This is a genomic window from Mycobacterium sp. VKM Ac-1816D, from assembly GCF_000416385.1.
GTDB lineage: Bacteria > Actinomycetota > Actinomycetes > Mycobacteriales > Mycobacteriaceae > Mycobacterium > Mycobacterium neoaurum_A.
This window is the reverse complement of record NZ_AOHQ01000101.1, coordinates 1-23,554: the sequence shown is the minus strand read 5'-3', so window position 1 is coordinate 23,554 and position 23,554 is coordinate 1. Positions and strand designations below refer to the sequence as shown.

20 protein-coding genes and 1 pseudogene are annotated in these 23,554 nt (G+C 68.7%); 13 read left to right on the top strand and 8 right to left on the bottom strand.

Features of this window, described 5'->3' with window-relative positions; genetic code table 11:
• Positions 1–158 precede the first annotated feature (158 nt).
• Positions 159–704, top strand: a complete 546-nt coding sequence (locus G154_RS01565) for a DUF6611 family protein (RefSeq protein ID WP_131701283.1) — start codon at positions 159–161, stop codon at positions 702–704.
• Between the two features lie 105 nt (positions 705–809).
• On the opposite strand, the gene G154_RS01560 is transcribed toward G154_RS01565, so the two are convergent.
• From G154_RS01560 to G154_RS01550, 3 genes are all read right to left on the bottom strand, one after another.
• Positions 810–1,121 carry a hypothetical protein gene (locus G154_RS01560; protein WP_023986182.1) on the bottom strand — a complete coding sequence of 104 codons (312 nt, stop codon included), beginning with the start codon at positions 1,119–1,121 and terminating at the stop codon, positions 810–812.
• Positions 1,122–1,292: 171 nt separating this feature from the next.
• Entirely contained in the window at positions 1,293–1,991 is a 699-nt protein-coding gene (locus tag G154_RS01555; protein ID WP_131701284.1) for a hypothetical protein, read from the bottom strand.
• Between the two features lie 65 nt (positions 1,992–2,056).
• Entirely contained in the window at positions 2,057–2,731 is a 675-nt protein-coding gene (locus G154_RS01550; protein WP_019510238.1) for a hypothetical protein, read from the bottom strand.
• Positions 2,732–2,948: 217 nt separating this feature from the next.
• Between G154_RS01550 and G154_RS27025 the strand changes: the two genes are divergently transcribed.
• From G154_RS27025 to G154_RS01510, 8 genes and pseudogenes are all read left to right on the top strand, one after another.
• Positions 2,949–3,044: a hypothetical protein gene (locus tag G154_RS27025; RefSeq protein WP_019510239.1), complete on the top strand. Its 96-nt coding sequence runs from the start codon at positions 2,949–2,951 to the stop codon at positions 3,042–3,044.
• Entirely contained in the window at positions 3,041–3,130 is a 90-nt protein-coding gene (locus G154_RS27020; RefSeq protein WP_019510240.1) for a potassium-transporting ATPase subunit F, read from the top strand. Before G154_RS27025 ends, G154_RS27020 begins: the two co-directional genes overlap by 4 nt.
• Complete coding sequence (kdpA, locus tag G154_RS01535; protein WP_019510241.1) at positions 3,130–4,800, top strand: potassium-transporting ATPase subunit KdpA; 1,671 nt, start codon at positions 3,130–3,132, stop codon at positions 4,798–4,800. Before G154_RS27020 ends, kdpA begins: the two co-directional genes overlap by 1 nt.
• Positions 4,800–6,938 (top strand): potassium-transporting ATPase subunit KdpB, encoded by a 2,139-nt coding sequence (gene kdpB / locus G154_RS01530; RefSeq protein WP_019510242.1) that lies wholly within the window; start codon positions 4,800–4,802, stop codon positions 6,936–6,938. The genes kdpA and kdpB overlap by 1 nt, the downstream gene beginning before the upstream one ends.
• A 1-nt stretch (position 6,939) precedes the next feature.
• Entirely contained in the window at positions 6,940–7,809 is an 870-nt protein-coding gene (locus G154_RS01525) for a potassium-transporting ATPase subunit C (RefSeq protein WP_019510243.1), read from the top strand.
• Positions 7,793–10,333, top strand: a complete 2,541-nt coding sequence (locus G154_RS01520; protein ID WP_234713044.1) for a sensor histidine kinase KdpD — start codon at positions 7,793–7,795, stop codon at positions 10,331–10,333. The genes G154_RS01525 and G154_RS01520 overlap by 17 nt, the downstream gene beginning before the upstream one ends.
• Positions 10,330–11,010: a response regulator gene (locus tag G154_RS01515; RefSeq protein WP_019510245.1), complete on the top strand. Its 681-nt coding sequence runs from the start codon at positions 10,330–10,332 to the stop codon at positions 11,008–11,010. The genes G154_RS01520 and G154_RS01515 overlap by 4 nt, the downstream gene beginning before the upstream one ends.
• Positions 11,011–11,032: 22 nt before the next feature.
• A pseudogene (locus G154_RS01510) lies at positions 11,033–12,799 on the top strand (DUF4118 domain-containing protein); the annotation flags it as partial.
• A gap of 2 nt (positions 12,800–12,801) precedes the next feature.
• Here the strand turns inward: G154_RS01510 and G154_RS01505 are convergent.
• A complete protein-coding gene (locus G154_RS01505) occupies positions 12,802–13,677 on the bottom strand; it encodes an AraC family transcriptional regulator (protein WP_234713024.1) in 876 nt (291 codons plus the stop codon).
• On the opposite strand from G154_RS01505, the gene G154_RS01500 reads away from it, so the two are divergent.
• Positions 13,676–14,227 (top strand): TIGR03086 family metal-binding protein, encoded by a 552-nt coding sequence (locus G154_RS01500; protein WP_019510248.1) that lies wholly within the window; start codon positions 13,676–13,678, stop codon positions 14,225–14,227. The genes G154_RS01505 and G154_RS01500 overlap by 2 nt on opposite strands.
• 81 nt (positions 14,228–14,308) lie before the next feature.
• Positions 14,309–16,288: a propionyl-CoA synthetase gene (locus G154_RS01495; RefSeq protein ID WP_081649901.1), complete on the top strand. Its 1,980-nt coding sequence runs from the start codon at positions 14,309–14,311 to the stop codon at positions 16,286–16,288.
• Here the strand turns inward: G154_RS01495 and G154_RS01490 are convergent.
• The 4 genes from G154_RS01490 to G154_RS01475 all read right to left on the bottom strand — a co-directional run bounded on the left by G154_RS01490 (position 16,276) and on the right by G154_RS01475 (position 21,889).
• Entirely contained in the window at positions 16,276–17,340 is a 1,065-nt protein-coding gene (locus G154_RS01490; protein ID WP_045546380.1) for an ABC transporter ATP-binding protein, read from the bottom strand. The genes G154_RS01495 and G154_RS01490 overlap by 13 nt on opposite strands.
• Positions 17,333–18,847, bottom strand: coding sequence for an iron ABC transporter permease (locus tag G154_RS01485; RefSeq protein WP_019510251.1), 1,515 nt, complete (start codon positions 18,845–18,847; stop codon positions 17,333–17,335). The genes G154_RS01490 and G154_RS01485 overlap by 8 nt, the downstream gene beginning before the upstream one ends.
• 41 nt (positions 18,848–18,888) lie before the next feature.
• Entirely contained in the window at positions 18,889–19,926 is a 1,038-nt protein-coding gene (locus G154_RS01480) for an iron ABC transporter substrate-binding protein (protein WP_019510252.1), read from the bottom strand.
• A 133-nt stretch (positions 19,927–20,059) separates the two neighbouring features.
• On the bottom strand, positions 20,060–21,889 hold the full coding sequence (locus G154_RS01475) for a heavy metal translocating P-type ATPase (protein ID WP_019510253.1): 1,830 nt from the start codon (positions 21,887–21,889) through the stop codon (positions 20,060–20,062).
• 166 nt (positions 21,890–22,055) lie between these two features.
• Between G154_RS01475 and G154_RS01470 the strand changes: the two genes are divergently transcribed.
• Together G154_RS01470 and G154_RS01465 are read left to right on the top strand one after the other, a co-directional pair.
• Positions 22,056–22,409, top strand: coding sequence for a metalloregulator ArsR/SmtB family transcription factor (locus G154_RS01470; protein ID WP_023986186.1), 354 nt, complete (start codon positions 22,056–22,058; stop codon positions 22,407–22,409).
• A 305-nt stretch (positions 22,410–22,714) separates the two neighbouring features.
• Positions 22,715–23,554 (top strand): MPT63 family protein (locus tag G154_RS01465; RefSeq protein WP_036478706.1); only part of this gene is annotated, 840 nt, incomplete at its 3' end.

The window sequence follows — 23,554 nt, the reverse complement described above, 5'->3', positions numbered from 1 at the left end:
CAGCGGCGTAAGGCGTTGTCGGAGGCGGCATACCACGATTCTAAAGACAGGGTCCGACACGTAGCGGTCCGCAAGATTGCCGTCAGAAACCCGGCCGGCTCCGTCAAGATTCCGTACAGATCGGGCCTCGTCCCGCCGCCCGGGCGGATCGTGGAGCGGTGACCGACACGACAAGGCAACTGTGCCGACTACTGCTCGATGGTGACACCGTATGGGGTGCAGTGGATATCCGGCCCCAGCGCTGGGGCAGCGTGGTCTACCGGATCGTGCTCTACCCGCCGGGCATCAGCGCCGAGGAGCGCCGCCGCGTCCGGGTCTGGCGAGGGTTCTACGCGTGGGGCACCGCCTGGTGGCTGGTCGTGACCGCGGTCCTGTCCGGTTTCGCCGAACCCTGGTTCGCGGTCACGGTGGCCTCGGTGACGACACTTCTCTTCGGGACTCGCGCGTTCCTTCGCGCCGGATCGGTGCGCAGCAGGGTGCGCACCGCTGATGTCACTGTGCCACTGCCCAACTCGGACCGGGCCCTGCTCGCCCTCGCCCGTCAGGTGCAGGCGGTGGGCACCGCCATGGTGCGGGCTGACCGCAGACTGCGCGAGGGCCAGATCACCGCCGCCGAGCACGAGGTGATCTGGCACCGTGCCTACGAAAACTTGTTGCCCACCAAGGCCATTCCGGCCTTCGGCCGATACGGAGGAGTCCGATGACCGATCTTGTCGCCGCGCTGACGCTACTCGGCGCACCCGCCGCCATGCTTCTTGCCGTCCGGTGCGCCATCCAGCGCCAGTTCCGCCGGGAGAAGTGAGCGTGCCTCAGCTCGTGGGCGGCTCGTACGGAACTTCGGGATGGTCGCGGTGCCACTCGATCTGCTGCTCGGCGACCTTGCGGTGAATACGATTGAGCCAGAACAGGCCACCGGTGATCAACACGACCGCCAGCACCACACCGACGATGCCCGCCGTCGAGCTGCCGTTGGCGAAGGCGAACAGCCCACTCACCAGCGCCACCACGCCGAGGCCCACCGCGACGATGCCCGGCGCGTTCTTGCCGGCCTTCATAGCCTCCCCGGCATGCTGCCGATACGTGCGTGCGTGGTCGACCGGGTCTTTCGAGGTATCAGGCATGGCACCCTCCCATAAACCCAACCACCCGGACAGGGCCCGGGTCGTCAGGAAAACATGACGCTCAAATACCCGCTGCGGGGCGGATGAAACTGATCGAGCCGGTTTCACAGCTACGCAGCCGGGCATCCTTCCGGCCGCCCTCAATGCGGTGCCCGCGAGGACGGACGAGCGCTACGCCGTGGGCACTTCCCATACCGAGGCATCGACCGGAGTACCGGTCACCAACTCGACGACACTGAAGATGAACTCGTCCTCGGTCATGTCGCCGTCGGCGGCCACCTGGGTGAGCGCTTCGTTGATCAGCGGGAAACCGGCTGCCAGGTCGAACGTCCACCCCGCGTCGGTACGAACGAACTCCCAGTCCGCGCCGGCGGGCTCGCCGTCGACCAACATCGGCGCATAGGCGCGGTCGCCGTCGACGCGCACGTCACCGATGGAGTTTCCTTCCAACGCATCGGAGTCGATCATGCCCTCGTCGACGCCGTAGACCAGCAGATCGGTCCCGTCCATCGTGGCGAAGTCCGGCGGCACCTCGACCCGCATGCGGGCGATCATCAGGCGGTCCATCATCCCGACGGTGGCGACCTCGGCCGGTCCGGCCGTCCGCGCCAGCTTCACCACCGTGTCGTAGTGCGCGATGGTGTCGGGACTGATCAGCGCCGGGACCGCCGCACCGTTCTGCGCCGCGGCCTCGGTGCGGTACTTGTCGAAGACCGACTGCACGGCCTTGGCATCGGCCGCTGGATCGACGACGGGTTCAGCGGCGGTGCTCGCGGAGCCGATCGGCGAACCCTGGACCTCCCGGTCTCCCCCGCAACCGCTGAGCAGCGCAGTCAATGCCAGGAAACCCGCCGCCAGGTGCAGACGCACCGGAACCACCTCCGCGTCACAGATATCGTCACGATGTCGTTGTCATCGCAAACTCTAACGCGTCGTCACATCCCGATGGGACCCAACATGACCGCGGGCCTGGGCACCCGCCACCGCGCACACCCGTCGTCGATGGACTCGTCGACCGCCGACGCCATCGCCATCAGCTGGTGCTTGTCGGCGCGCAGCCAGGTCTCGGCCGAACCGCCGGCCAGGCTCATCCGCGTCACCTCCACGCCGTCACGGCGGAGGCCGGCGATGTGCCCGAGCAACCGATGCGCGGCGACCGCCCAGGCGTCGGGATCGGCGGAGGCGACGATGACATGCATACCGACCACATCGACGCCCTCGGGCGGGCCGCCGGCCAACAGGCAGTCCGGGTCGAGATGCACCGACGCCACCCCGCCGGCCAGGTCGGAGAGGATGGTCAGATGCCGGCGCGTCGACGCCACGAAGCGGGTGACACCGCAGGCCAGCGCTCCCGAGGTGGCCACGGCAGACGTGCCGCACCGCCACAACACCTGATCGGCCGGCACACCCCCGGCCCGCACCAGACCCAGTTCACCGGCATCACCGACATGCACCGTCACCCCATGGGTGCGGACCCATGCCGAGACCAGCGGGTCGATCAACAGGGCCGCAGGCAACCCACAACCAGATTTCGGCAGCACTCGTCGCACAGTGCGCACGGCGACCCGCAGCCGGTGCGGATGTCCCGCGTGCGTATCAAGATCGGTCATCAATCCGGTCTACGCCCGCAGGCTGTCCGCAGGCTGTGCGCAGACCAAGACCACGCCCAGAACGCCGCCGGTGTAGAGACCGCGTAAAGATGCCGCTCGCACCCGTCAAGGAACCGTCAATGCCCAGCTCAGCGACGGAACACGGTCGTAGCTTTGCCTTCGCCCCCACACCGATCCGGCCGGGGGTGTCAACAAATAGCAGGAGTGCTGATCCGTCGTGACGACCCTCGCGTCCACCCTCGTCTTCCTGGCGCTGACCATCGCGGTCTTCGCGCTGCTCGGCCTGGTCCAGAAGCTGGTCGAGCGGCTGTGAACCTCGCCAACAGCGTCGGCCTGGTGCTGGCGATCCTCACGGGCTTGTTTCTGTTCGCCGCATTGCTGTTCCCGGAGAGGTTCTAGTGTCCACGACCACCGCGGGGATCGTCTTCCTCGCCGCCCTCGTCCTCGTGCTGGCCCTGACCCACGTGCCACTCGGCGACTACATGTACCGCGTCTACACCCGCGCCGAGGACTCCCGCCTCGAACGCGGCATCTACCGGCTCATCGGGGCAGACCCGAAGGCCGAACAGACCTGGGGCGCCTACGCCCGCAGCGTGCTCGCCTTCTCCGCGGTCAGCATCGTGTTCCTGTTCGTCTTCCAACTGGTGCAGGGCAAGCTGCCCCTGCATCTGAACGATCCGGCGACCGAGATGACACCGGCCCTGGCCTGGAACACCGCGGTCAGCTTCGTGACGAACACCAACTGGCAGGCCTATTCCGGCGAGACGACCCAGGGTCACCTGGTGCAGATGGCTGGCCTGACGGTGCAGAACTTCGTCTCCGCCGCCGTCGGCATGGCCGTCGCCATCGCATTCGTGCGCGGCCTGGTCCGGCGCAGCACCGGCGACCTCGGCAACTTCTGGGTCGACCTGGTGCGTGGCAGCCTGCGAATCCTGCTGCCACTCTCGGTGATCGGCGCGATCGTCCTGATCGCCGGGGGCGTCATCCAGAACTTCGCGCTGCATGATCAGGTGGTCGACACCATCGCCGGCGGACAGCAGACCCTGCCCGGCGGCCCGGTCGCCAGCCAGGAGGTCATCAAGGAGCTCGGCACCAACGGCGGCGGGTTCTACAACGCGAACTCCTCGCACCCCTACGAGAATCCGACGCCGTGGACGAACTGGGTGCAGATCCTGCTGATCTGCCTCATCCCATTCGCGCTGCCCCGCACGTTCGGCCGGATGGTCGACAACAAGAAGCAAGGTCTGGCAATCGTCGCCGTGATGGCCACCATCGCGACACTGAGCGTCAGCGTGCTGATGCTGGTGCAGCTGCAGGCCCACGGCACCGTACCCACCGCGGTCGGCGCGGCCACCGAAGGCGTGGAACAGCGTTTCGGCGTCGCCGATTCGGCGGTGTATGCCGCCGCCACGACGTTGACCTCCACCGGCGCGGTCAACTCGTTCCACGACTCGTACACCAGTCTCGGCGGGCTGATCACCATGTTCAACATGCAGCTCGGCGAGGTCGCACCCGGCGGTGTCGGGTCGGGTCTCTACGGCATGCTGATCCTGGCCATCATCACCGTCTTCGTGGCGGGCCTGATGGTCGGGCGCACCCCGGAGTACCTCGGCAAGAAGATCACACCGCGGGAGATCAAGTTCGCCGCAACGTATTTCCTGATCACCCCGCTGCTGGTGCTCACCGGGACCGCGCTGGCCATGGCGATGCCCGGCCAACGCGACGGCATGCTCAACACCGGACCGCACGGTCTGTCCGAGGTGCTCTATGCCTTCACCTCGGCATCCAACAACAACGGATCGGCGTTCGCCGGTATCAGCGTCAACACCGAGTGGTACAACACCGCGCTCGGCCTGGCCATGGTGTTCGGCCGCTTCCTGCCCATCATCCTGGTGCTGGCACTGGCGGGATCGTTTGCCGCACAAGCCCGCACACCCGAATCCGCAGGCACCCTGCCCACCCACCGTCCGCAGTTCGTCGGGATGGTCACCGGCGTGACACTGATCCTTGTCGCCCTGACCTTCCTGCCGATGCTCGCGCTCGGCCCCCTCGCCGAAGGAATCCACTGATGTCCACCGCGACCGTCGACACCGCTGCCACGACCGCGCCGCGCACCCCGAAGCGGTCCGTGCAGAGCGGGCTACTGGATCCGAAGATGTTGTGGACCTCGGTTCCTGACGCGCTGCGCAAACTCGATCCCCGCACGCTGTGGCGCAATCCGGTCATGTTCATCGTCGAGATCGGGGCCGTGTGGAGCACGCTGCTGGCCATCACCGATCCGTCCTGGTTCGCCTGGCTCATCGTCGGATGGCTCTGGCTGACCGTGGTTTTCGCCAATCTTGCCGAGGCCGTGGCCGAGGGTCGCGGCAAGGCGCAGGCCGACAGCCTACGCAAGGCCAAGACCGACACCATGGCGCGCCGGGTCACCGCCTCGGGTGGTGAGGAGCAGGTGGCCGCACCGCTGCTGCAGCAGGGGGATGTCGTGATCGTCGAGGCGGGACAGACGATCCCGGGCGACGGTGATGTCATCGAGGGCATCGCCTCGGTGGACGAATCGGCCATCACCGGTGAGTCGGCACCCGTCGTCCGGGAGTCCGGTGGCGACCGGTCCGCGGTGACCGGTGGCACCACGGTGCTCAGCGACCGCATCGTCGTCAAGATCACCCAGAAGCCCGGCGAGAGTTTCATCGACCGGATGATCGGCCTGGTCGAGGGCGCCAACCGGCAGAAGACACCCAACGAGGTGGCGCTGAACATCCTGCTCGCCTCGCTCAGCATCATCTTCGTCTTCGCCGTCGCCACCCTGCAGCCGCTGGCCATCTACTCCAAGGCCAACAACCCCGGCGTGCCGGATTCGTTGTCCCTCACCGGCGACGGGATCACCGGCATCGTCCTGGTGGCCCTGCTGGTGTGCCTCATCCCGACCACCATCGGTGCGCTGCTGAGCGCCATCGGCATCGCGGGGATGGACCGGCTGGTGCAGCGCAATGTGCTGGCGATGTCCGGCCGCGCCGTCGAGGCCGCCGGCGATGTGAACACCCTGCTTCTCGACAAGACCGGCACCATCACGCTGGGCAACCGGCAAGCCGCCGCGTTCCTGCCGCTGTCCGGTGTCGGCGAGGACGAGTTGGCCGACGCGGCGCAGTTGTCCAGCCTGGCCGACGAGACACCCGAAGGTCGTTCGATCGTGGTGTACGCCAAGCAGGCTCATGGCCTGCGCACCCGCGCACCCGGCGAACTGAGCCACGCGCACTGGGTCGAATTCAGCGCCACCACAAGGATGTCCGGCGTGGACATCACCGATGACGGGTCCGAGCGCAAGTTGCGCAAGGGTGCGGCCGGCTCCCTGGCCGACTGGATCCGCGCCGAGGGTGGCACGGTACCCGCCGAACTCGGCGACCTCGTGGAGCAGATCTCGGCGGCCGGTGGCACCCCGCTGTCGGTCGGTGAGGTACATGACGGCCGGGCCCGCGCGCTCGGCGTCATCCACCTCAAGGATGTGGTCAAGCAGGGCATGCGGGAACGCTTCGACGAGATGCGCCGCATGGGCATTCGCACCGTCATGATCACCGGCGACAACCCGACGACCGCCAAGGCCATCGCCGCCGAGGCCGGGGTCGACGATTTCCTTGCCGAGGCGACGCCCGAGGACAAGATGGCGTTGATCAAGGCCGAACAGGCCGGGGGCAAGCTCGTCGCGATGACCGGCGACGGCACCAATGACGCACCGGCGTTGGCCCAGGCCGATGTCGGCGTGGCGATGAACACCGGCACATCGGCGGCCAAAGAAGCAGGCAACATGGTCGATCTGGATTCCGATCCGACCAAGTTGATCGAGATCGTCGAGATCGGCAAGCAGCTGCTGATCACCCGAGGAGCGTTGACGACCTTCAGTATCGCCAACGACATCGCGAAGTACTTCGCCATCATCCCGGCGTTGTTCGTCGCGGTATTCCCCGGGCTGGACCTGCTGAACATCATGCGGCTGCACAGTCCGCAATCGGCGATCCTGTCCGCGGTGATCTTCAACGCGATCGTGATCGTCGTGCTGATCCCGCTGGCCCTCAAGGGTGTCCGCTACACCCCGAGCAGTGCCTCGAAGCTGCTGAGCCGCAACCTGTTCATCTACGGTCTCGGCGGTGTGGTGGCGCCGTTCATCGGCATCAAACTGATCGACCTCGTCGTCCAACTCTTCCCGGGAATGTGACATGAACTTCGCCAATCTGCTCCGTCAGCACACTGCGGCGCTGCGGGCGCTGCTGGTACTCACCGCGATCCTCGGGCTGGCCTACCCGATCCTGATCTGGCTGGTGGCCCAGTTGCCTGGCCTGCGCGACAAGGCCGACGGCTCGCTGCTGGAGGCTGACGGAAAAGTACTGGGCAGCAGCCTGATCGGACAGCCGTTCACCGATGCCTCAGGAAACCCCCTGCCACAGTACTTCCAGTCTCGTCCTGGCGGTTACGACCCGCTGGCCACCGGCGCATCCAACCTGGGGCCCGAGGACATCGTCGACACGGCCACCGCCGCCGGCGAACCGGGCGATGGTCGGACCAGCCTGCTGACCGAGGTGTGCACCCGCAGCCTGGCGGTCGGCGAGCTGGAGGACCTCAACGGTGCCCGGCCGTTCTGCACGGCCGAGGGTGTCGGCGCGGTGCTGTCGGTCATCGGTCCCCGCGATGCGCGCGGCACCGTCACCGAGCCGGTCAGGGTGGTCAGTGTGAACCAGGTCTGCCCGGCCGTCCCGTTCGTCGCCACCTACGAGGGAGTCCGGGTCGAATGCGCCGAACCGGGTGCTGACTATGCGATCGGCCAGATCGTGCCGGTGGCCGGGGCCGCGGCCACGCCGGCGGTGCCTGCCGACGCCGTCACGGCCAGTGGCAGCGGGCTGGACCCGCACATCTCCCCCGCCTACGCGGCGATACAGGTCGACCGGGTCGCAGCGGCACGCGGCGTCAGCCCCGATCAGGTGCGCGCGCTGGTCGACGAGCACACCGAGGGCCGCACGCTGGGCTTCTTGGGCGAACCGCGCGTCAACGTGCTGCAGCTGAACCTGGCATTGGATCGGTTTGGGGGATGATGGGCTGGTGACCGACCGACCGAAACGTGGGGAGCTGCGCATCTACCTCGGCGCGGCTCCCGGCGTCGGCAAGACCTACGCCATGCTGGGCGAGGCGCACCGGCGACTTGAGCGCGGCACGGACCTGGTGGCCGCCGTCGTCGAGACACACGGCAGATCCAAGACCGCCGAGCTCCTGGAGGGCATCGAGATCATTCCGCCACGACTGGTCGAATACCGCGGCGCCACGTTCGGTGAACTCGACGTCGACGCGGTATTGGCGCGCCGCCCGCAGGTGGTCCTGGTCGACGAACTGGCCCACACCAACACCCCGGGCAGTGCGAACCCGAAGCGCTGGCAGGACATCGAGCAGCTGCTCGCGGCGGGCATCACGGTGATCACCACCGTCAACGTGCAACATCTGGAAAGCCTCAACGATGTCGTCGCCCAGATCACCGGTATCGAGCAGCAGGAGAAGGTGCCCGACGAGGTGGTGCGCGCCGCCGATCAGATCGAGCTGGTCGATATCACCCCGGAAGCCCTGCGCCGCAGGCTTTCCCACGGTAACGTCTACGCACCCGACCGGATCGACGCGGCACTGTCGAACTATTTCCGGCGAGGCAACCTCACCGCGCTGCGCGAGCTGGCCCTGCTGTGGCTGGCCGACCAGGTCGACGCCGCGCTGGCAAAATACCGCTCCGACAACAAGATCACCGCGACCTGGGAGGCCCGCGAACGGGTCGTCGTCGCGGTCACCGGCGACAAGGAATCCGAGACCCTGGTACGCCGGGCGTCGCGCATCGCGTCGAAATCCAGCGCCGAACTGATGATCGTGCACGTGGTACGCGGTGACGGATTGGCCGGTGTCTCGGCCCCGATGATGGGTACAGTGCGCGATCTGGCGGCCAGCCTCGGAGCCAGCGTGCACACCGTCGTCGGCGACGACGTGCCCGCCGCCCTATTGGATTTCGCGCGCGAGATGAACGCCACCCAGTTGGTGGTCGGGACATCGCGGCGCACCCGGTGGGCGCGCATCCTCGACGAGGGCATCGGCGCGGCGGTGGTGCAGAACTCCGGCACCATCGACGTGCACATGGTGACCCATGAGCAGACCGGGCGCGCGACCGCCCGATCCGGGAATCGGAACTGGCGGCAGCACGCCGCGTCCTGGCTGGCCGCCGTGGTGGTGCCCACGGCACTGGCGGCCGTCGCGGTGCTGTGGCTGGACCGCTATCTGGGGGTCAGCGGCGAGAGCGCGTTGTTCTTCGTGGGCGTGCTGGCGGTGGCACTGCTGGGCGGCGTCGCGCCCGCCGCGCTCTCGGCGGTGCTGTCGGGCCTGTTGATCAACTACTTTCTCGCCGAGCCGCGCTACACGTTCACCATCTCCGAACCCGACAGCGCGATCACCATCGCGGTGCTGCTGATGGTCGCCGTCGCGGTGGCCGCGCTGGTCGACAGCGCCGCCAAACGGGCCCGCGAGGCGCGCCGCGCCTCCCAGGAGGCAGAGCTGCTGGCGCATTTCGCCGGCTCCGTGCTGCGTGGCGCCGACCCCACCGCCTTGTTGGAGCGTGTCCGTGAGGTGTACTCGCAGACCGCGGTGAGTCTGCTGCGCGAACGTGACGGGGAGACGCACGTGGTTGCGTGCGCCGGCAAGCAACCGTGTGTCGATGTCGACAGCGCCGACACCGCAATCGAAGTCGGTGACGACGAGTTCTGGCTGCTGATGTCCGGCCGCAAGCTGCCCGCCAAGGATCGCCGGGTGCTCGGCGCTGTCGCCAAACAGGCCGCCGGCCTGGTCCGGCAGCGCGAGCTGATCTCCGAGGCGGGCCGGGCCGAGGCCGTCGCGCGAGCCGACGAACTGCGCCGCTCCCTGCTCTCGGCGGTCAGCCACGATCTGCGCACCCCGCTGGCCGCCGCCAAGGCCTCGGTATCGAGCCTGCGCAGCAGTGATATCGACTTCTCCCCCGAGGACACCGCCGAGCTGCTGGCCACCGTCGAAGAGTCCGTCGACCAGCTGACCGCACTGGTGGGCAATCTGCTGGACTCCTCCCGGCTGGCCGCCGGGGTGGTCAAACCCGAACTTCGCCGGGTGTACCTGGAGGAGGCCGTGCAGCGGGCTCTGCTCGGAATCAGCCGCAGCTCCAAGGACTCCGGCTGGGATCGGGTCAAGGTGGACGTCGGTGACGCGGTCGCACTCGCCGACCCCGGTCTGTTGGAACGGGTGTTGGTCAACGTGATCGACAACGCGCTGCGCTACGGGGGCGACAATCCCGTCCGGGTGAACGCCGGACGCGTCGGCGAGAGGGTGTTGATCACCGTCGCCGATGAGGGACCGGGTATTCCGCGCGGCGCCGAAGAGCAACTCTTCGCGCCGTTCCAGCGTCTCGGGGACCAGGACAACAGCACCGGTGTCGGGCTCGGCCTGTCGGTGGCCAGCGGGTTCGTCACCGCGATGGGCGGCACCATCTCGGCGACCGACACCCCCGGTGGCGGGCTGACGGTGGTCATCGAACTGGCGGCACCCCAGGAAGGACCGCAGCCGTGACACGGGTTCTGGTGATCGACGACGAACCGCAGATCCTGCGGGCACTGCGGATCAATCTGTCGGTGCGCGGGTACGAGGTGCACACCGCAGCCACCGGCGCCGAGGCGTTGCGCGCGGCCGCCGATCACCGGCCCGACGTGGTGATCCTGGACCTCGGTCTGCCCGATATGTCCGGCATCGACGTGCTGGCCGGGTTACGCGGCTGGTTGACCGTCCCCGTGATCGTGCTCTCGGCGCGGACCGATTCCTCGGACAAGGTGGAGGCGCTCGACGCGGGGGCCGACGACTATGTGACCAAGCCGTTCGGCATGGACGAGTTTCTGGCTCGGCTGCGCGCCGCGGTCCGACGGGCCAGCGCGGCCATCGAGGATGATCAACCTGTCATCGAAACCTCCTCGTTCACAGTCGATCTGGCCGCGAAGAAGGTCACCAAGAGCGGCACCGAGGTGCATCTGACCCCGACCGAATGGGGGATGTTGGAGATGCTGGTGCGCCACCGCGGCAAGCTGGTGGGCCGCGAGGAGCTGCTCAAGGAGGTGTGGGGTCCGGCCTATGCCAAGGAGACCCACTATCTGCGGGTGTACCTGGCACAGCTGCGCCGCAAGCTGGAGGTCGACCCGTCGCGGCCCAAACATCTGATCACCGAGGCGGGGATGGGATACCGCTTCCAGGAGTAGCCCCGCAGGGGATGATGGGCAGGTGGGCATCCTCGGTCGTAAGCGCGCGGATCTGCGCATCTACCTGGGTGCCGCGCCCGGCGTCGGCAAGACGTACTCGATGCTCGGCGAGGCGCAGCGCCGGATGAGCCGCGGCACCGATGTCGTCGCCGCGGTGATCGAGACGCACGGCCGCCGCCACACCGCCCAGCAGCTCGCCGGTATCGAGATGGTCCCGCCGATCGTCATCGAGTACCAGGGCGCCCGGCACGCCGAAATCGATGTCGAGGCGGTGCTGGCGCGGCGGCCCCAGGTCGTCCTGGTCGACGAACTGGCCCACACCAACACCCCGGGCAGCCGCAACGCCCATCGCTGGCAGGATGTCGAGGAGTTCCTCGATGCGGGCATCACGGTCATCAGCACCGTCAACGTCCAGCACCTGGAGAGCCTGCACGATGTCGTCGGTCATATCACCGGCATCACCGAGCAGCAACGCATCCCCGACGAGATCGTGCGCGCGGCCGACCAGATCGAACTGGTGGACATCACCCCGGAAGCGCTGCGGCGCAGGATCACTCACGGCAATGTGTTCGGCCGTGACCGCATCGACGCGGCACTGGACGACTACTTCCGGCCCGGCAACCTGTCGGCGCTGCGGCAGCTGGCGCTGCTGTGGCTGGCCGATCAGGTCGATGCCGCACTGGCCAAGTACCGCACCGACAAGAACATCACCGACACCTGGGAGGCCCGCGAACGGGTGGTCGTCGCGGTCTCCGGCGGGCCAGAATCCGAGACGCTGGTGCGCCGCGCCTCGCGGATCGCGTCGCGTTCAGGCGCGGAGCTCAAGGTGCTGCACATCGTGCAGGGTGACGGATTGGTGGCCATCACCCCACAGCAGAAGAAGATGCTGCGCGAACTGGCAGCCAGCCTCGGCGCGACCATGCACACCGTCGTCGGGGAGGATGTCGCGGCCACCCTGCTGGACTTCGCCCGCAGCGCCAATGCCACCCAGCTGGTGATCGGCACATCGCGGCGCTCGCGGTGGGCGCGGATGTTCGACGAGGGTATCGGCGCCCAGGTGATCGCCCAGTCCGGCAATGTCGACGTCCACATGGTGACCCACCCGGAGGCCCACACCGGCATCTCTTGGTCGCGATCGTCGTTGCACCGCAGGCGGTTCTGGTCCTGGCTGACCGCGGTGGCCATCCCGGCGATCATCTGCGCGGCCACCACCGGACTACCCGAGGGTGCGCTGGGTATCGGTGGACAGAGCGCGCTGTTCTTCACCGGCGTGGTCGCCGTGGCGCTGATCGGCGGGATCGCCCCCGCTGCGCTGTGCGCCGTGCTGTCCGGTGTGTTGCTCACCTACTTCCTGGTCAGTCCGGTGCACAGCTTCGCGGTCTACGACAGCGACAGCGTCGTCACCATCGCGGTGCTGCTGGTGGTCGCGGTGGCCGTCGCCGTGGTGGTCGACCGTGCCGCCCATCGCGCGGCCGAGGCGCGGCGGGCGGCCCGGGAGGCCGAACTGCTGGCGTTGTTCGCCGATGCGGCACTACGCGATGCCGATCTGGACGTGCTGCTGGACCGGTTGCGGGAGGCGTACGGGCAGCGCGCGGTGAGCATCGTCTCGGCCGACGGGACGGTGTTGGCCGGTGTCGGGCACGATCCCTGCACCGATGTCGAGGCCGCCGATACCGCGATCGATGTCGCCGATCACGACCACTGGCTGCTGCTGTCGGGAAAGACGTTGACCACCAGGGACCGCCGAGTGCTCAGCGCCGTCGCCGAGCAGGCGGTGTCGATGATCAGACGTCAGTCGGCGTAGCGGGCCGCGAACGCCCCCGGCGTCTGTCCGGTGACGCGGCGGAAATCGCGGCTCAGGTGCGCCTCGTCGGCGTAGCCGAGATCGGCCGCCACCGCGGCCACGGTGGTGGCACCGGTGCGCAGCCGCCAGCTCGCGTCCTGGATGCGGCGCCGGCGCACCAGCCACTTCGGGCTCAGTCCGATCCGGTGCCGGGTCAGGCGTTGCAGACTGCGCTCGGAGATCCCGAACTGCGCACACACATCGGCCACCCGGCTGACGTCGGGGTTGTCCTCGATATGGGCGACGATGTCGTTGACCGTGCGCCCCAGCTCGTCGACCGGGCCGAAGCGGCGCAGGAACGCGGCATAGCAGTCGACGGCCGCCGACTGTGCCCGCGGCGCGGCGGGATCATCCGCCATGATCGAACGGATCTGCTCGGTCAACGCGGCGCCCGCGGCACCGAGCTGGTCGGCGAGGTCGACGTGGGTGTCGGTCCACCGAGACACCGAGCCGCCGGTGATCAGCGTGCCCGCGGCCGGCTCGAACATGACCCCGGCGGCCCAGCCGTCCCCGGTCAGCGGGGTACCGGCCAATCCCGAGGCGGGCCCGTAGAAGCGGGCGTAGGTGTCGGTGATCACCATCAGGCACACCGGGTACTGCAGTACCTGTTGGGTGAAGGTCTGCCCCGCAGGCACCCGCCACACCGGGAACCAGAATCGCCGCACCAGACCGTCGAGATCGGTGGGCGCGGCCGGTCGAGCGATGTGGATGGCGGCGCGGTGTGCCGGGTCGAGCAGGTGCGCGGGTTCGTCGGCAACGGTGTTGTCGGGTCTGTCGGGTTTGTCCAATCCGCTCGCCATCTCGCCGCCTAACGTCTGGCCCATGACGGATTCGAGTGTTGCAGAAACCTATGCCGGCCTGGCCGACGGGATGGCAGGCGTGATCGCCTCGGTGACCCCGCAGCAGTGGGACGCCGCCAGCGCCTGCGAGGGCTGGTCGGCCCGCGATGTAGTGGCTCATCTGATCGACACCCAGCGCGAGTTCTTCCAGCGTCACGAATTCCCGCTGCCGACGCGACCGGATCTTGCCGATCCGGTGGCCGCCTGGTCCGCCCACACCGCCGCGATCGGCGAGATCCTGGCCGACCCGCGGGTGCCCGCACGCACATTCGACGGCCATTTCGGCCCGACCACCATCGGCGAGACCCTGCTGCGTTTCTACGGATTCGACCTGATCGCGCACCGCTGGGATATCGCCGCGGCGACCGATTCACGCTACCGATTCACCGACGGCGAACTGGATCGGTTGGAGGAGGGCATCGCCGCGTTCGGTGATGCCCTCCGCATGGAGGGTGTCTGCGGCCCGGCCGTCGAGGTCGGCCCCGACGCGGACCGGCAGACCCGGGTGCTCGCGGTGCTGGGCCGGCACGGCTGACGGACACGCCGCCAGAGCGCTGGGACGAGATCGGCAGCAGGGTCGTCCGTGCGCGGCGCCACCGCTCATACCGCGACCCTCATGCCGATCTCGTCCGAGCAGGCGTGGGGGTATACCGGACCAGGACGCGGTTTCCGACCGTTGCAACCACGTTGCAACGTGACTCAGATTACGGTTCTCCCCATGTCCGGATACCGCGCGATCTTCGACGCCTCCATCTCCGACCCGGAGACGTTCTGGGCCGACGCCGCCAAGGCCGTCACCTGGACCAGGGAACCGCACCGGGTGCTCGACGACAGCAATCCGCCGTTCTACCGCTGGTTTCCCGACGGTGAGCTCAACACCTGCGCCAACGCGCTGGATCGACACATCGACGAACGCGGTGACCAGGCCGCGCTGATCTACGACTCGCCGGTGACCGGGACCAAGCGGACCTACACCTATCGCGAACTGCTCGAGGCGACCGCCCGGTTCGCCGGTGTGCTCAAGGGTCTGGGCGTCACCAAGGGCGACCGGGTGGTCATCTACATGCCGATGGTGCCCGAGGCGGTCATCGCCATGTTGGCCTGTGCCCGGCTCGGCGCGGTGCACTCGGTGGTGTTCGGCGGTTTCGCCGGCCATGAGCTCGCGACCCGCATCGACGATGCCCGGCCGACCGTGGTGGTATCGGCCTCCTGCGGTATCGAGCCGACCCGCACCGTCGAGTACAAGCCGATGCTGGACACCGCGCTGGAACTGGCCGAGCACTCCACCCCGAAATGCGTGATCCTGCAGCGCGAGCAGCATCCGTGTGAGCTCGTGGCGGGCCGCGATATCGACTGGGCCGAGGCCATGGCGACGGCCGAGCCCGTCGACCCGGTGCCGGTGGCCGCGACCGACCCGCTCTATGTGCTCTACACCTCCGGCACGACCGGCAAGCCGAAGGGCATCGTCCGCGACAACGGCGGGCACGCGGTCGCGCTGTTGTGGACCATGCGCAACATCTACGACCTCAATCCCGGTGAGGTGTTCTGGGCCGCCTCCGATGTCGGCTGGGTGGTCGGGCATTCCTATATCGTCTATGCGCCACTGTTGTTCGGCGCCACAACGGTTCTCTACGAGGGCAAACCGGTCGGCACCCCCGACGCCGGCGCGTTCTGGCGGGTGGCCGCCGAGCACAAGGTGAAGGCGTTGTTCACCGCGCCGACCGCGATCCGGGCCATCAAGAAGGAGGACCCGGACGCCCGCCATCTCGGCGACTATGACCTGTCCGGGCTGAAGTACCTGTTCCAGGCGGGCGAGCGGCTGGACCCGGGCACCTACGAGTGGGCCTCGGACAAGCTCGGCATCCCGATCATCGACCACTGGTGGCAGACCGAGACCGGGTGGGCCATCGCCGCCGATCCGATGGGCATCGAGCAGTTGCCCGTCAAACCGGGCTCGGCGACCGTACCGATGCCCGGCTACGACGTCAGGGTGGTACGCCCCGACGGGTCCGAATGCGATGCGGGCGAAGAGGGTTCGATCGTGGTGAAGCTGCCGCTGCCCCCCGGCACGCTACCGACCCTGTGGGGTGAGGACGACCGCTTCGTGTCGTCCTACCTGCGCGCGTTCGACGGCTACTACCTGACCGGCGACGGCGGGCACATCGACTCCGACGGCTACCTGTTCGTGGTCGGCCGCACCGATGACGTCATCAACGTGGCAGGACACCGGATGTCGACGGGGTCCATCGAAGCCGTGCTGGCCACCCATCCGGCGGTCGCCGAGTGCGCGGTGATCGGTGTGGCTGACGATCTCAAGGGGCAGGTACCGCGCGCGCTGGTGGTGCTCAAGTCCGGGTTCAGCGCCGACGGACTCGATACCGAACTGGTCGAGGCGGTTCGCAACGACATCGGTGCGGTCGCCAGCTTCAAGCTCGTGGATGTCGTTGCCGCGCTGCCCAAGACACGCTCGGGCAAGATCCTGCGCAAGACCATGCGGGGTATCGCCGACGGCAAGGACGAGCCGGTGCCCTCGACGATCGAGGATCCCTCGGTGCTGGAGGCACTCAAGCAGACCCTGCGTCCTCACCTCGGATAGGCCAGCATCGGCCCGTCCACCGCGAGTCCGACGCGTTGCCCGGCCGAACAGCTTTGGGTGGCGGGCAGGCGCAACACCAGTGCGGTCCCGTCGCCCAACACCACGTGCACACCGAGTTCCGCTCCGTAGAAACGGCATTCGGACACCACGGCCTGTGCGCCGCAGGCCGGGTCGACGACGTGCACCCGTTCGGGGCGCACCACCACCGTGACCGGTCCATCGGCCGGCGCGACCTCCGGCCGGTGCGTTCCCAGTGCGCAGGTGAGTATGCCGCCGCGGATATCGCCGTCGAGTTCGACGGTGCCACCGACGAATCGGGCCACCTCCAGATTCACCGGCCGGTCATACAGCTGCGCCGGTGGCCCGTGCTGGGCCACCCGCCCGGCGATCAGCAAGGCCACCGAGTCCGCCAGCGATAGCGCCTCGGCCTGATCGTGGGTCACCAGCAGCGCGGTCGTCTGTGTCGCGCGCAGAATGGTGGCGATCTCCTCGCGGACGCGCACCCGCAGCCCGGCATCGAGTGCGGCGAACGGCTCGTCGAGCAGCAGCACGCTGGGTTCGGCGGCCAACGCGCGCGCCAGTGCCACGCGCTGTTGCTGGCCGCCGGAGAGCTGATGTGGCCGGGCGTCGGCGAGGCCGTCCAGGCCGACCACGCCCAGCCAGTGTTCGGCGATGGCGGTATCGGATCGGCGCGCGCGGGGCAGGCCGAAGGTGACGTTTCGCCCCACACTCAGCTGCGGGAACAGCGCACCCTCCTGCGGCATCAGTCCCACCCGCCTGCGGTGGGCTGGTACCGAGCCGTCGCGGCGGCCGGTGCCCGCACCCACCACCGGCACACCGCCCACGCTCACCGCACCGCGGTCGGGCTCCTCGAATCCGGCGATGATGCGCAGCAGCGTGGTCTTACCGCATCCCGACGGCCCGAGAACCGCGGTGATGTGGCCGTTCGGCACCTCCAGATCGATCCCGTCCAGGACGGTGCGCTCCACGAAGGATTTGGTGACCCCCTCGACCCTGATGCCACTGGGTAACCCGGTCGCCGGCTCAGTCACGGCCATCTCCGGTACCGATGTCGGCGCTCCACAGGCCGAGGACGGCGGTGGGGATGGCGGCGAACACGAACAGCGCGGCGGCATACGGTGCGGCGGCCGCGTAATCGCTGACGAAGCTGTGTCCCCACAGCTGGGTGGCCAGTGTGCTGGTCCCGGTGGGATGCAAGAGCAGGGTGACGGGAAGCTCCTTCATACAGGTCAGCAGCACCAGGGCGGCACCGGCCGCGACGGCGGGCGCCGCGCCGCGGGCGGTGACGGTGCAGAACGCGGCAAGTGGGCTGCGGCCCAGCGATCGGGCCACCTCCTCCAGCCGGATGGGTGCGGCTTCCACCGCCGAGCGGATCGACCCGACGGCCAGCGGCACGAACAACACCGCGTAGGCCAGGATCAGCAGCGGCTCACGCTGATAGATGGGGCGCAACAACAACACCCCGACCGAGACCATGGCGATCGCCACGACGATCGAGGGCAGCCCGTGGGACAGGTAGGCCGCCCCCTCGAGCATCCGGGTGGTGCGGGTGCGGTACCGCGCGGCGAGCACGCCGAGCGGCAGGGCGGCCGCGGTGCACACCACCGCGGCGACGCCGGACAACCAGACCGTCGCGCCGAGTGCAGACCACCACCGCTGCGCGTCGAAACGCACACCGCCGGCCAGTAACCAGTCCCCCAACGCGACGAACGGGACGATCAGGGCCGCGGTCAGCACCACCGCCACCGGCAACCACGCGAGAACCGTCCAGCGCCCGAGGCGATTGACCGGCGCCGGCCGCGGCGCGCCCGATCCGATCCGCGAGGCGGCCGCCCGGCCGCGCGCCCGGTGCTCGGCCAGCACCAGCGCGACCGCCAGGACCAACAGCACCAATGACAGCACCGCCGCCCTGGCCGGATTGAATCCCGATCGGTAGGACCCGTAGATGACCCAGGTGAAGGCTTCGTACCGCATCGCCGCGACCGCCCCGAAGTCACTGAGAACGTAGAGCGCCACCAGCAGCGCCCCGGCGGCGATGGCCGCCCGGGCCTGCCGCAGGGTGACGCGGCACAACACGGCAAAACCGTTGAGCCCCAACGACCTCGCCACCTCCTCTTGGGCCGGGTCGCTGCGCGCCAGCGCGGCCAGGGTGGGCATCATGATCAGCGGATAGCTCACCAGCGTCAGGACCAGCGCGGCGCCCCAGAAGCCGGCGATACCGGGGACGGTGGACACCCACAGGTAGCTCAGCAGATAACTCGGCATGGCCAACGGCAACGTCAGGGCGATCGTCAGCGCCCGGCGCGCCGGGATATCGGTGCGCCTGATCAGCACCGCGAACCCGAGGCCGAGCACCACACAGGCGACGGTGACGACGACCACCAACAGCGCCGACCGCCCCACCAGTGCCGCGGTGCGCGGCTGGATCAATTCGCGGACAACGAATCCGAGACCGCGCTCGTTGGCGCGTTGAGCCAGATACCACAGCGGCAACAGCAACCCGGCCACGACGACGGCGGCCGCGGCCACCAGTGTCATCGGTGCCCGCGGCCGCCCGTCGCGGCGCGATCTGATCAGGTTCAGTTGGTGAGCAGCCCGGTCTCGACCAGCAGCTCCTGCGTCGTCTCGACATCGTCGAGTTGCGAGAGATCGACGGCGGGAGGCTGCAACTGGGCCAGCGGGGGCAGCGCCGCGCTGGGCGTGACACCCTCGACCAACGGGTATTCGGCGGTCTCGGTCGCGAAGTACTCCTGCGCGGCGGTGCCGACCAGGTAGGCGGCGAATTCGTTGGCCTGCTCGGCGTGCGGCGCGGACTTCAGCACACCGACCCCGGCCACGTTCACCAATCCGCCCGGATCCCCGGCGGCCATGTACTGGTTCTTGGCGACGACGTCGTCGGCGGAGGTGCTGTCGATCAACTCGTAGAGGTAATAGTGATTGGTCAGACCCATGGGCAGCTCGCCGGAGTTGATCGCGTCACGCATCGGTCCGTTACCCTCGAACGCGCGAGGATCCTGTGCCGCAAAGGCTTCCAGCCAGTCCTTGGCACCCTGCTCACCGCGCAGGACCCGCAGACCGGTGACGAACGACTGCCAGGATGCGTTGCTCGGCGCGTAGCCGATCTTGCCTCGCCACTGCGGGTCGAGCAGGCCGTCGATCGTATCGGGCACGGTGGGGGCCAGCTCCGGGTTGTAGGTGAGCACCCGGGCCCGGCCCGACACCCCGACCCACGTCCCGTCGGCCGCCGAGTACGCCGCGGGCACGGCCGCCAGCGTCTCGGCTTCGATGGGCGCGAACAGTCCGGCCGCCGAGACCGCCCCCAGCGCACCGGCATCCTGGGAGAGGAACACATCGGCCGGTGACGCGTCACCCTCGGTGATCAGCTGTGCGGCAAGCTCTCCGGATCCGGCGTAGCGCACCTCGACGCCGATACCGGTGGCCTCGGTGAAGCGTTCCAGCAGCGGGCCGACCAGATCCTCACTGCGACCCGAGTACACCACCAGCTGATCGCTCGCGCCGGCCTGCGCACCGTCGGATTGCCCGGAGTCCGAGCCACATGCGGTCAGCGCCACGGCGAGCGCGGCGGCTCCGGCCAGTGCGGTGGCTTTGGCGGCCATACGAAATCTCTTCACCGACATATGGGCGCAGTGCCACCTTTCGTGGAAAGCCGATCACGGTTGAACATGGCTAGCCTATCCGAACAAGTGGTTCGTTCCTGAGTGCTTTCTCAGCCGGCCGTCGCCCGCCGGATCAGGCGCGACAGCGACTTTCGGCGCCACCGCGTGACTGGCGAACGGCCATGAACCAGGCCCTGTCTCGTAGCAGACGCAGTCCGTTGAGCGCGACGATGACGGTCGATCCCTCATGCCCGGCGACACCCAGCGGCAGCGGCAGATGCCAGAACAGGTCCCACACCACCAGCACCGCAATGAAGCTCGCGGCGATGACGAGATTCGCGAACACCACCCGCCGCGCCCGCCGGGCCAGCGCCAGTGCGGCGGGGATGGTCGCCAGGTCATCACGCACCGTGATCGCATCCGCGGTCTGTAGCGTGACGTCGGAACCGCTGCGGCCCATGGCAATCGAGACATGAGCTGCGGCCATGGCCGGAGCGTCGTTGACACCGTCGCCGACGACCAGGACCCGCTCGGCGCGTGCGCGCACCGCGGCGACCTTCTGGTCGGGAAGCAGCTCGGCACGAACCTCCATGCCGAGTTCATCGCCCAGTCGCGCGGCGGCACAACGGTTGTCACCGGTCAACAGCAGCGGTACACGCCCGGTGCACCGATGCAGATCGGCGACGACATCGGCGGCACTCTGGCGCACCGTGTCGCGCAATCCGATCACCCCGGCACACTCACCGTCGACGGTCACCACCACCGCGGTGGCACCCGCGGACTCCAGCGCGGCCACCGACTCCGGCGCAGGCCCGCCGAGCGCGGCCGGACTCACCACCTCGACCCGCCGCCCGCCCACCAGCGCGCTGACACCGCGACCCGGGAGCGCGCGGAACCGGGTCACGGGCGCGATCGGCAGTGCCCGTTCGCGCGCCGCTGCCACGATGGCCCTACCCAGCGGGTGCTCGCTGAGTTGTTCGGCGGCCGCCGCGAGGGCGAGCACCGTCTCCGGCGGCTCGCCGACCACCCTCGGACGGCCGGTGGTCAGCGTTCCGGTCTTGTCGAAGGCGACGGCCTGGACGGTGGCCAGTCGCTCCATCACCACGGCCGATTTCACCAGCACCCCGTGCCTGCCGGCGGTGGCGATGGCCGACAGCAGCGGCGGCATGGTCGCCAGCACCAGCGCGCACGGGGAGGCCACGATCATGAACGTCATCGCCCGCAGCAGCGCGCTGCGCAGGTCCGCCCCGAACAGCAGCGGGACCGTGAACAACGCGAGGGTGGCGCCGACCATCACCATCGAATACCGCTGTTCGATCTTCTCGATGAACAGCTGCGTGCGCGCCTTGGTCGCCGAGGCCTGTCCCACCATCGCCACGATGCGCGCCACCACACTGTCGGACGGATCGCGGACGACCTCGGCGGCCAGGGCACCCGTGCCGTTCAGCGTGCCCGCGAAGATCTCGTCGCCGACGTGCACCGCCACCGGCAGCGGTTCGCCGGTGATGCCGGCCTGGTCGACATCGCTGGCACCCTCGATCACGGTGGCATCGGCGGACACCCGTTCCCCGGGCCGGACAAGGATGCGGTCACCGACCCGAAGCTCCGATACCGGCACCTCGGTCTCGACGCCGCGGTCGACGCGCACGGCGCGCTCGGGCGCGAGGTCGAGCAGGGCCCGCACCGAGTCCTCGGTGCGCCGGGTGGCGACGTCTTCGAGGGCACCGGAGGTCGCGAAGATGACGATCAACAGCGCACCATCGAAAACCTGGCCGATGGCGGCGGCACCGAGGGCGGCAAGCACCATCAGCAGATCCACATCGAGCCGACGCCTTCGCAGCGCGGTCAGCCCGTCGACGGCCGACTGCCAACCGCCGGCCAGGTAGCACGCGAGATAGGCCGTCCACCAGACCATTTCGGGTGCACCGCCGAGCTGCAAGATCAGCCCGGCAAGGAAGAACATGAGCGCCCCCACCGCCCAGCGCACCGACTCCAGCGACCACGCCGTACGGCGCCGCTGGGCACCGATCGACCTTTCCACACGCTCCACCCCGATCATCACCCACACATACAAACATGTAAAGTTCTACATGTCTAAATGTCTGGGTGGCGCGTGGTTCAATGAGCGCATGGGACACGGAGTCGAGGGACGCACACCGCCGGTGGCATCACTCGACGCCGCCGCCGCGGTCAAGGTCGCCGAGACACTGCAGGCGCTGGCCTCCCCCAACCGGCTGCTGATCCTCACCCGGCTGCGCCAGGCGCCGTGCACGGTCACCGAACTATCCGGCGCCGTCGGCATGGAGCAATCGGCGGTGTCCAACCAACTTCGCCTGCTGCGCGCGCTGGGCCTGGTCGCCGGAGATCGCGCCGGGCGCAACATCATCTACCGGCTGTACGACGCACACGTGGCGCAGCTACTCGACGAGGCCGTCTACCACATCGAACACCTACGCCTCGGGGCCCGCGACGACACCGCATGAGCAGATTCGCTCAGCGCCTTCACAGCCCGCTCCTAGCCCGCAGACCCGCCCCGAGCAAATCTCGACGAGTTTGCGCATGATCGCGCCGATAATGTGCTGACCTTTGTAGCAAACGGCGGCAATACGCTTGAATTGTTTGCTCAGATGCCGCATCGCGAGCACCGGCAGGCATCTCCGATCGCACACTCGGCCCGCGGACCGGGTCGCCGGCGGTTCCATCACCCCACGCCACCTGCTAACTTCGATCTGTGATGCACCCCATCGGGGGGATGCCGTCAATCTGACGACTCAGGAGTGGAATCACCGTGAAGACCACGAGCATTGGTGCCGCGTTTGCGGCCGCTGCCATAGCCGCCGCCGGGGCGATCACCGCCTTCACCGCACCGGCCGCCATCGCCGACGATCACAGCGCCGTCACCACGACCCATCTGGGTAGCCAGGCGCAGCTGCACGACGGCAACATCGTCCAGGGCTGGACCGTCACCGGACTCAAGGTCAGCACCGACGTCATCCCGGCCCAGATCCACGGCACCTTGTGGGAAGCGACCGCGACCGACGAGGCGCTGCAGGGTAACGCCACCCCGATCGTGTCCAACCTCAACGCCCGCGCCCGCAACGGCGAGACCTACCGTGCGCTGTGGGGCGTCGCGACCGCCCAGGGCGTGAACCCGTCGACGCTGGCGCAGGGCCAGAAGACCACCGGCAAGGTGTACTTCGACGTCACCGGCGAAGCGCCCGACAGCGTGGTCTACGCGACCAGCGCCGCCGACCTGATCGTGTGGGTCACCCCGCCGCCGGCCGCCAGCACGGGCACCGGGTCCGGCGGCAGCGCCCGCACCTACCAGGCGCCGGCCGCGGCCGAGGCCGCCGATGCGACCACCAGCACCGAGACCCCGGCGCCGAGCGAGCCGGGCGCCGAGACGACCTCCACCCCGGCCACTCCGGCACCGACCACGGCTCCGGCAGGCAGCCAGGGCACCCCGTTGCCCGCCGGTGCCCCCGAGACCGCGCCGGCTCCCGCGGGCAGCCAGGGCACCCCGCTGCCCGCGGACCAGCCCGGGATGACCCCGGCCGGCGTGCAGGCCGAACCCGTTCCCGGCGCCCCCGCCGCGGCGGCGGTCCCCGGCGCTCCGGCACCCGCGGCC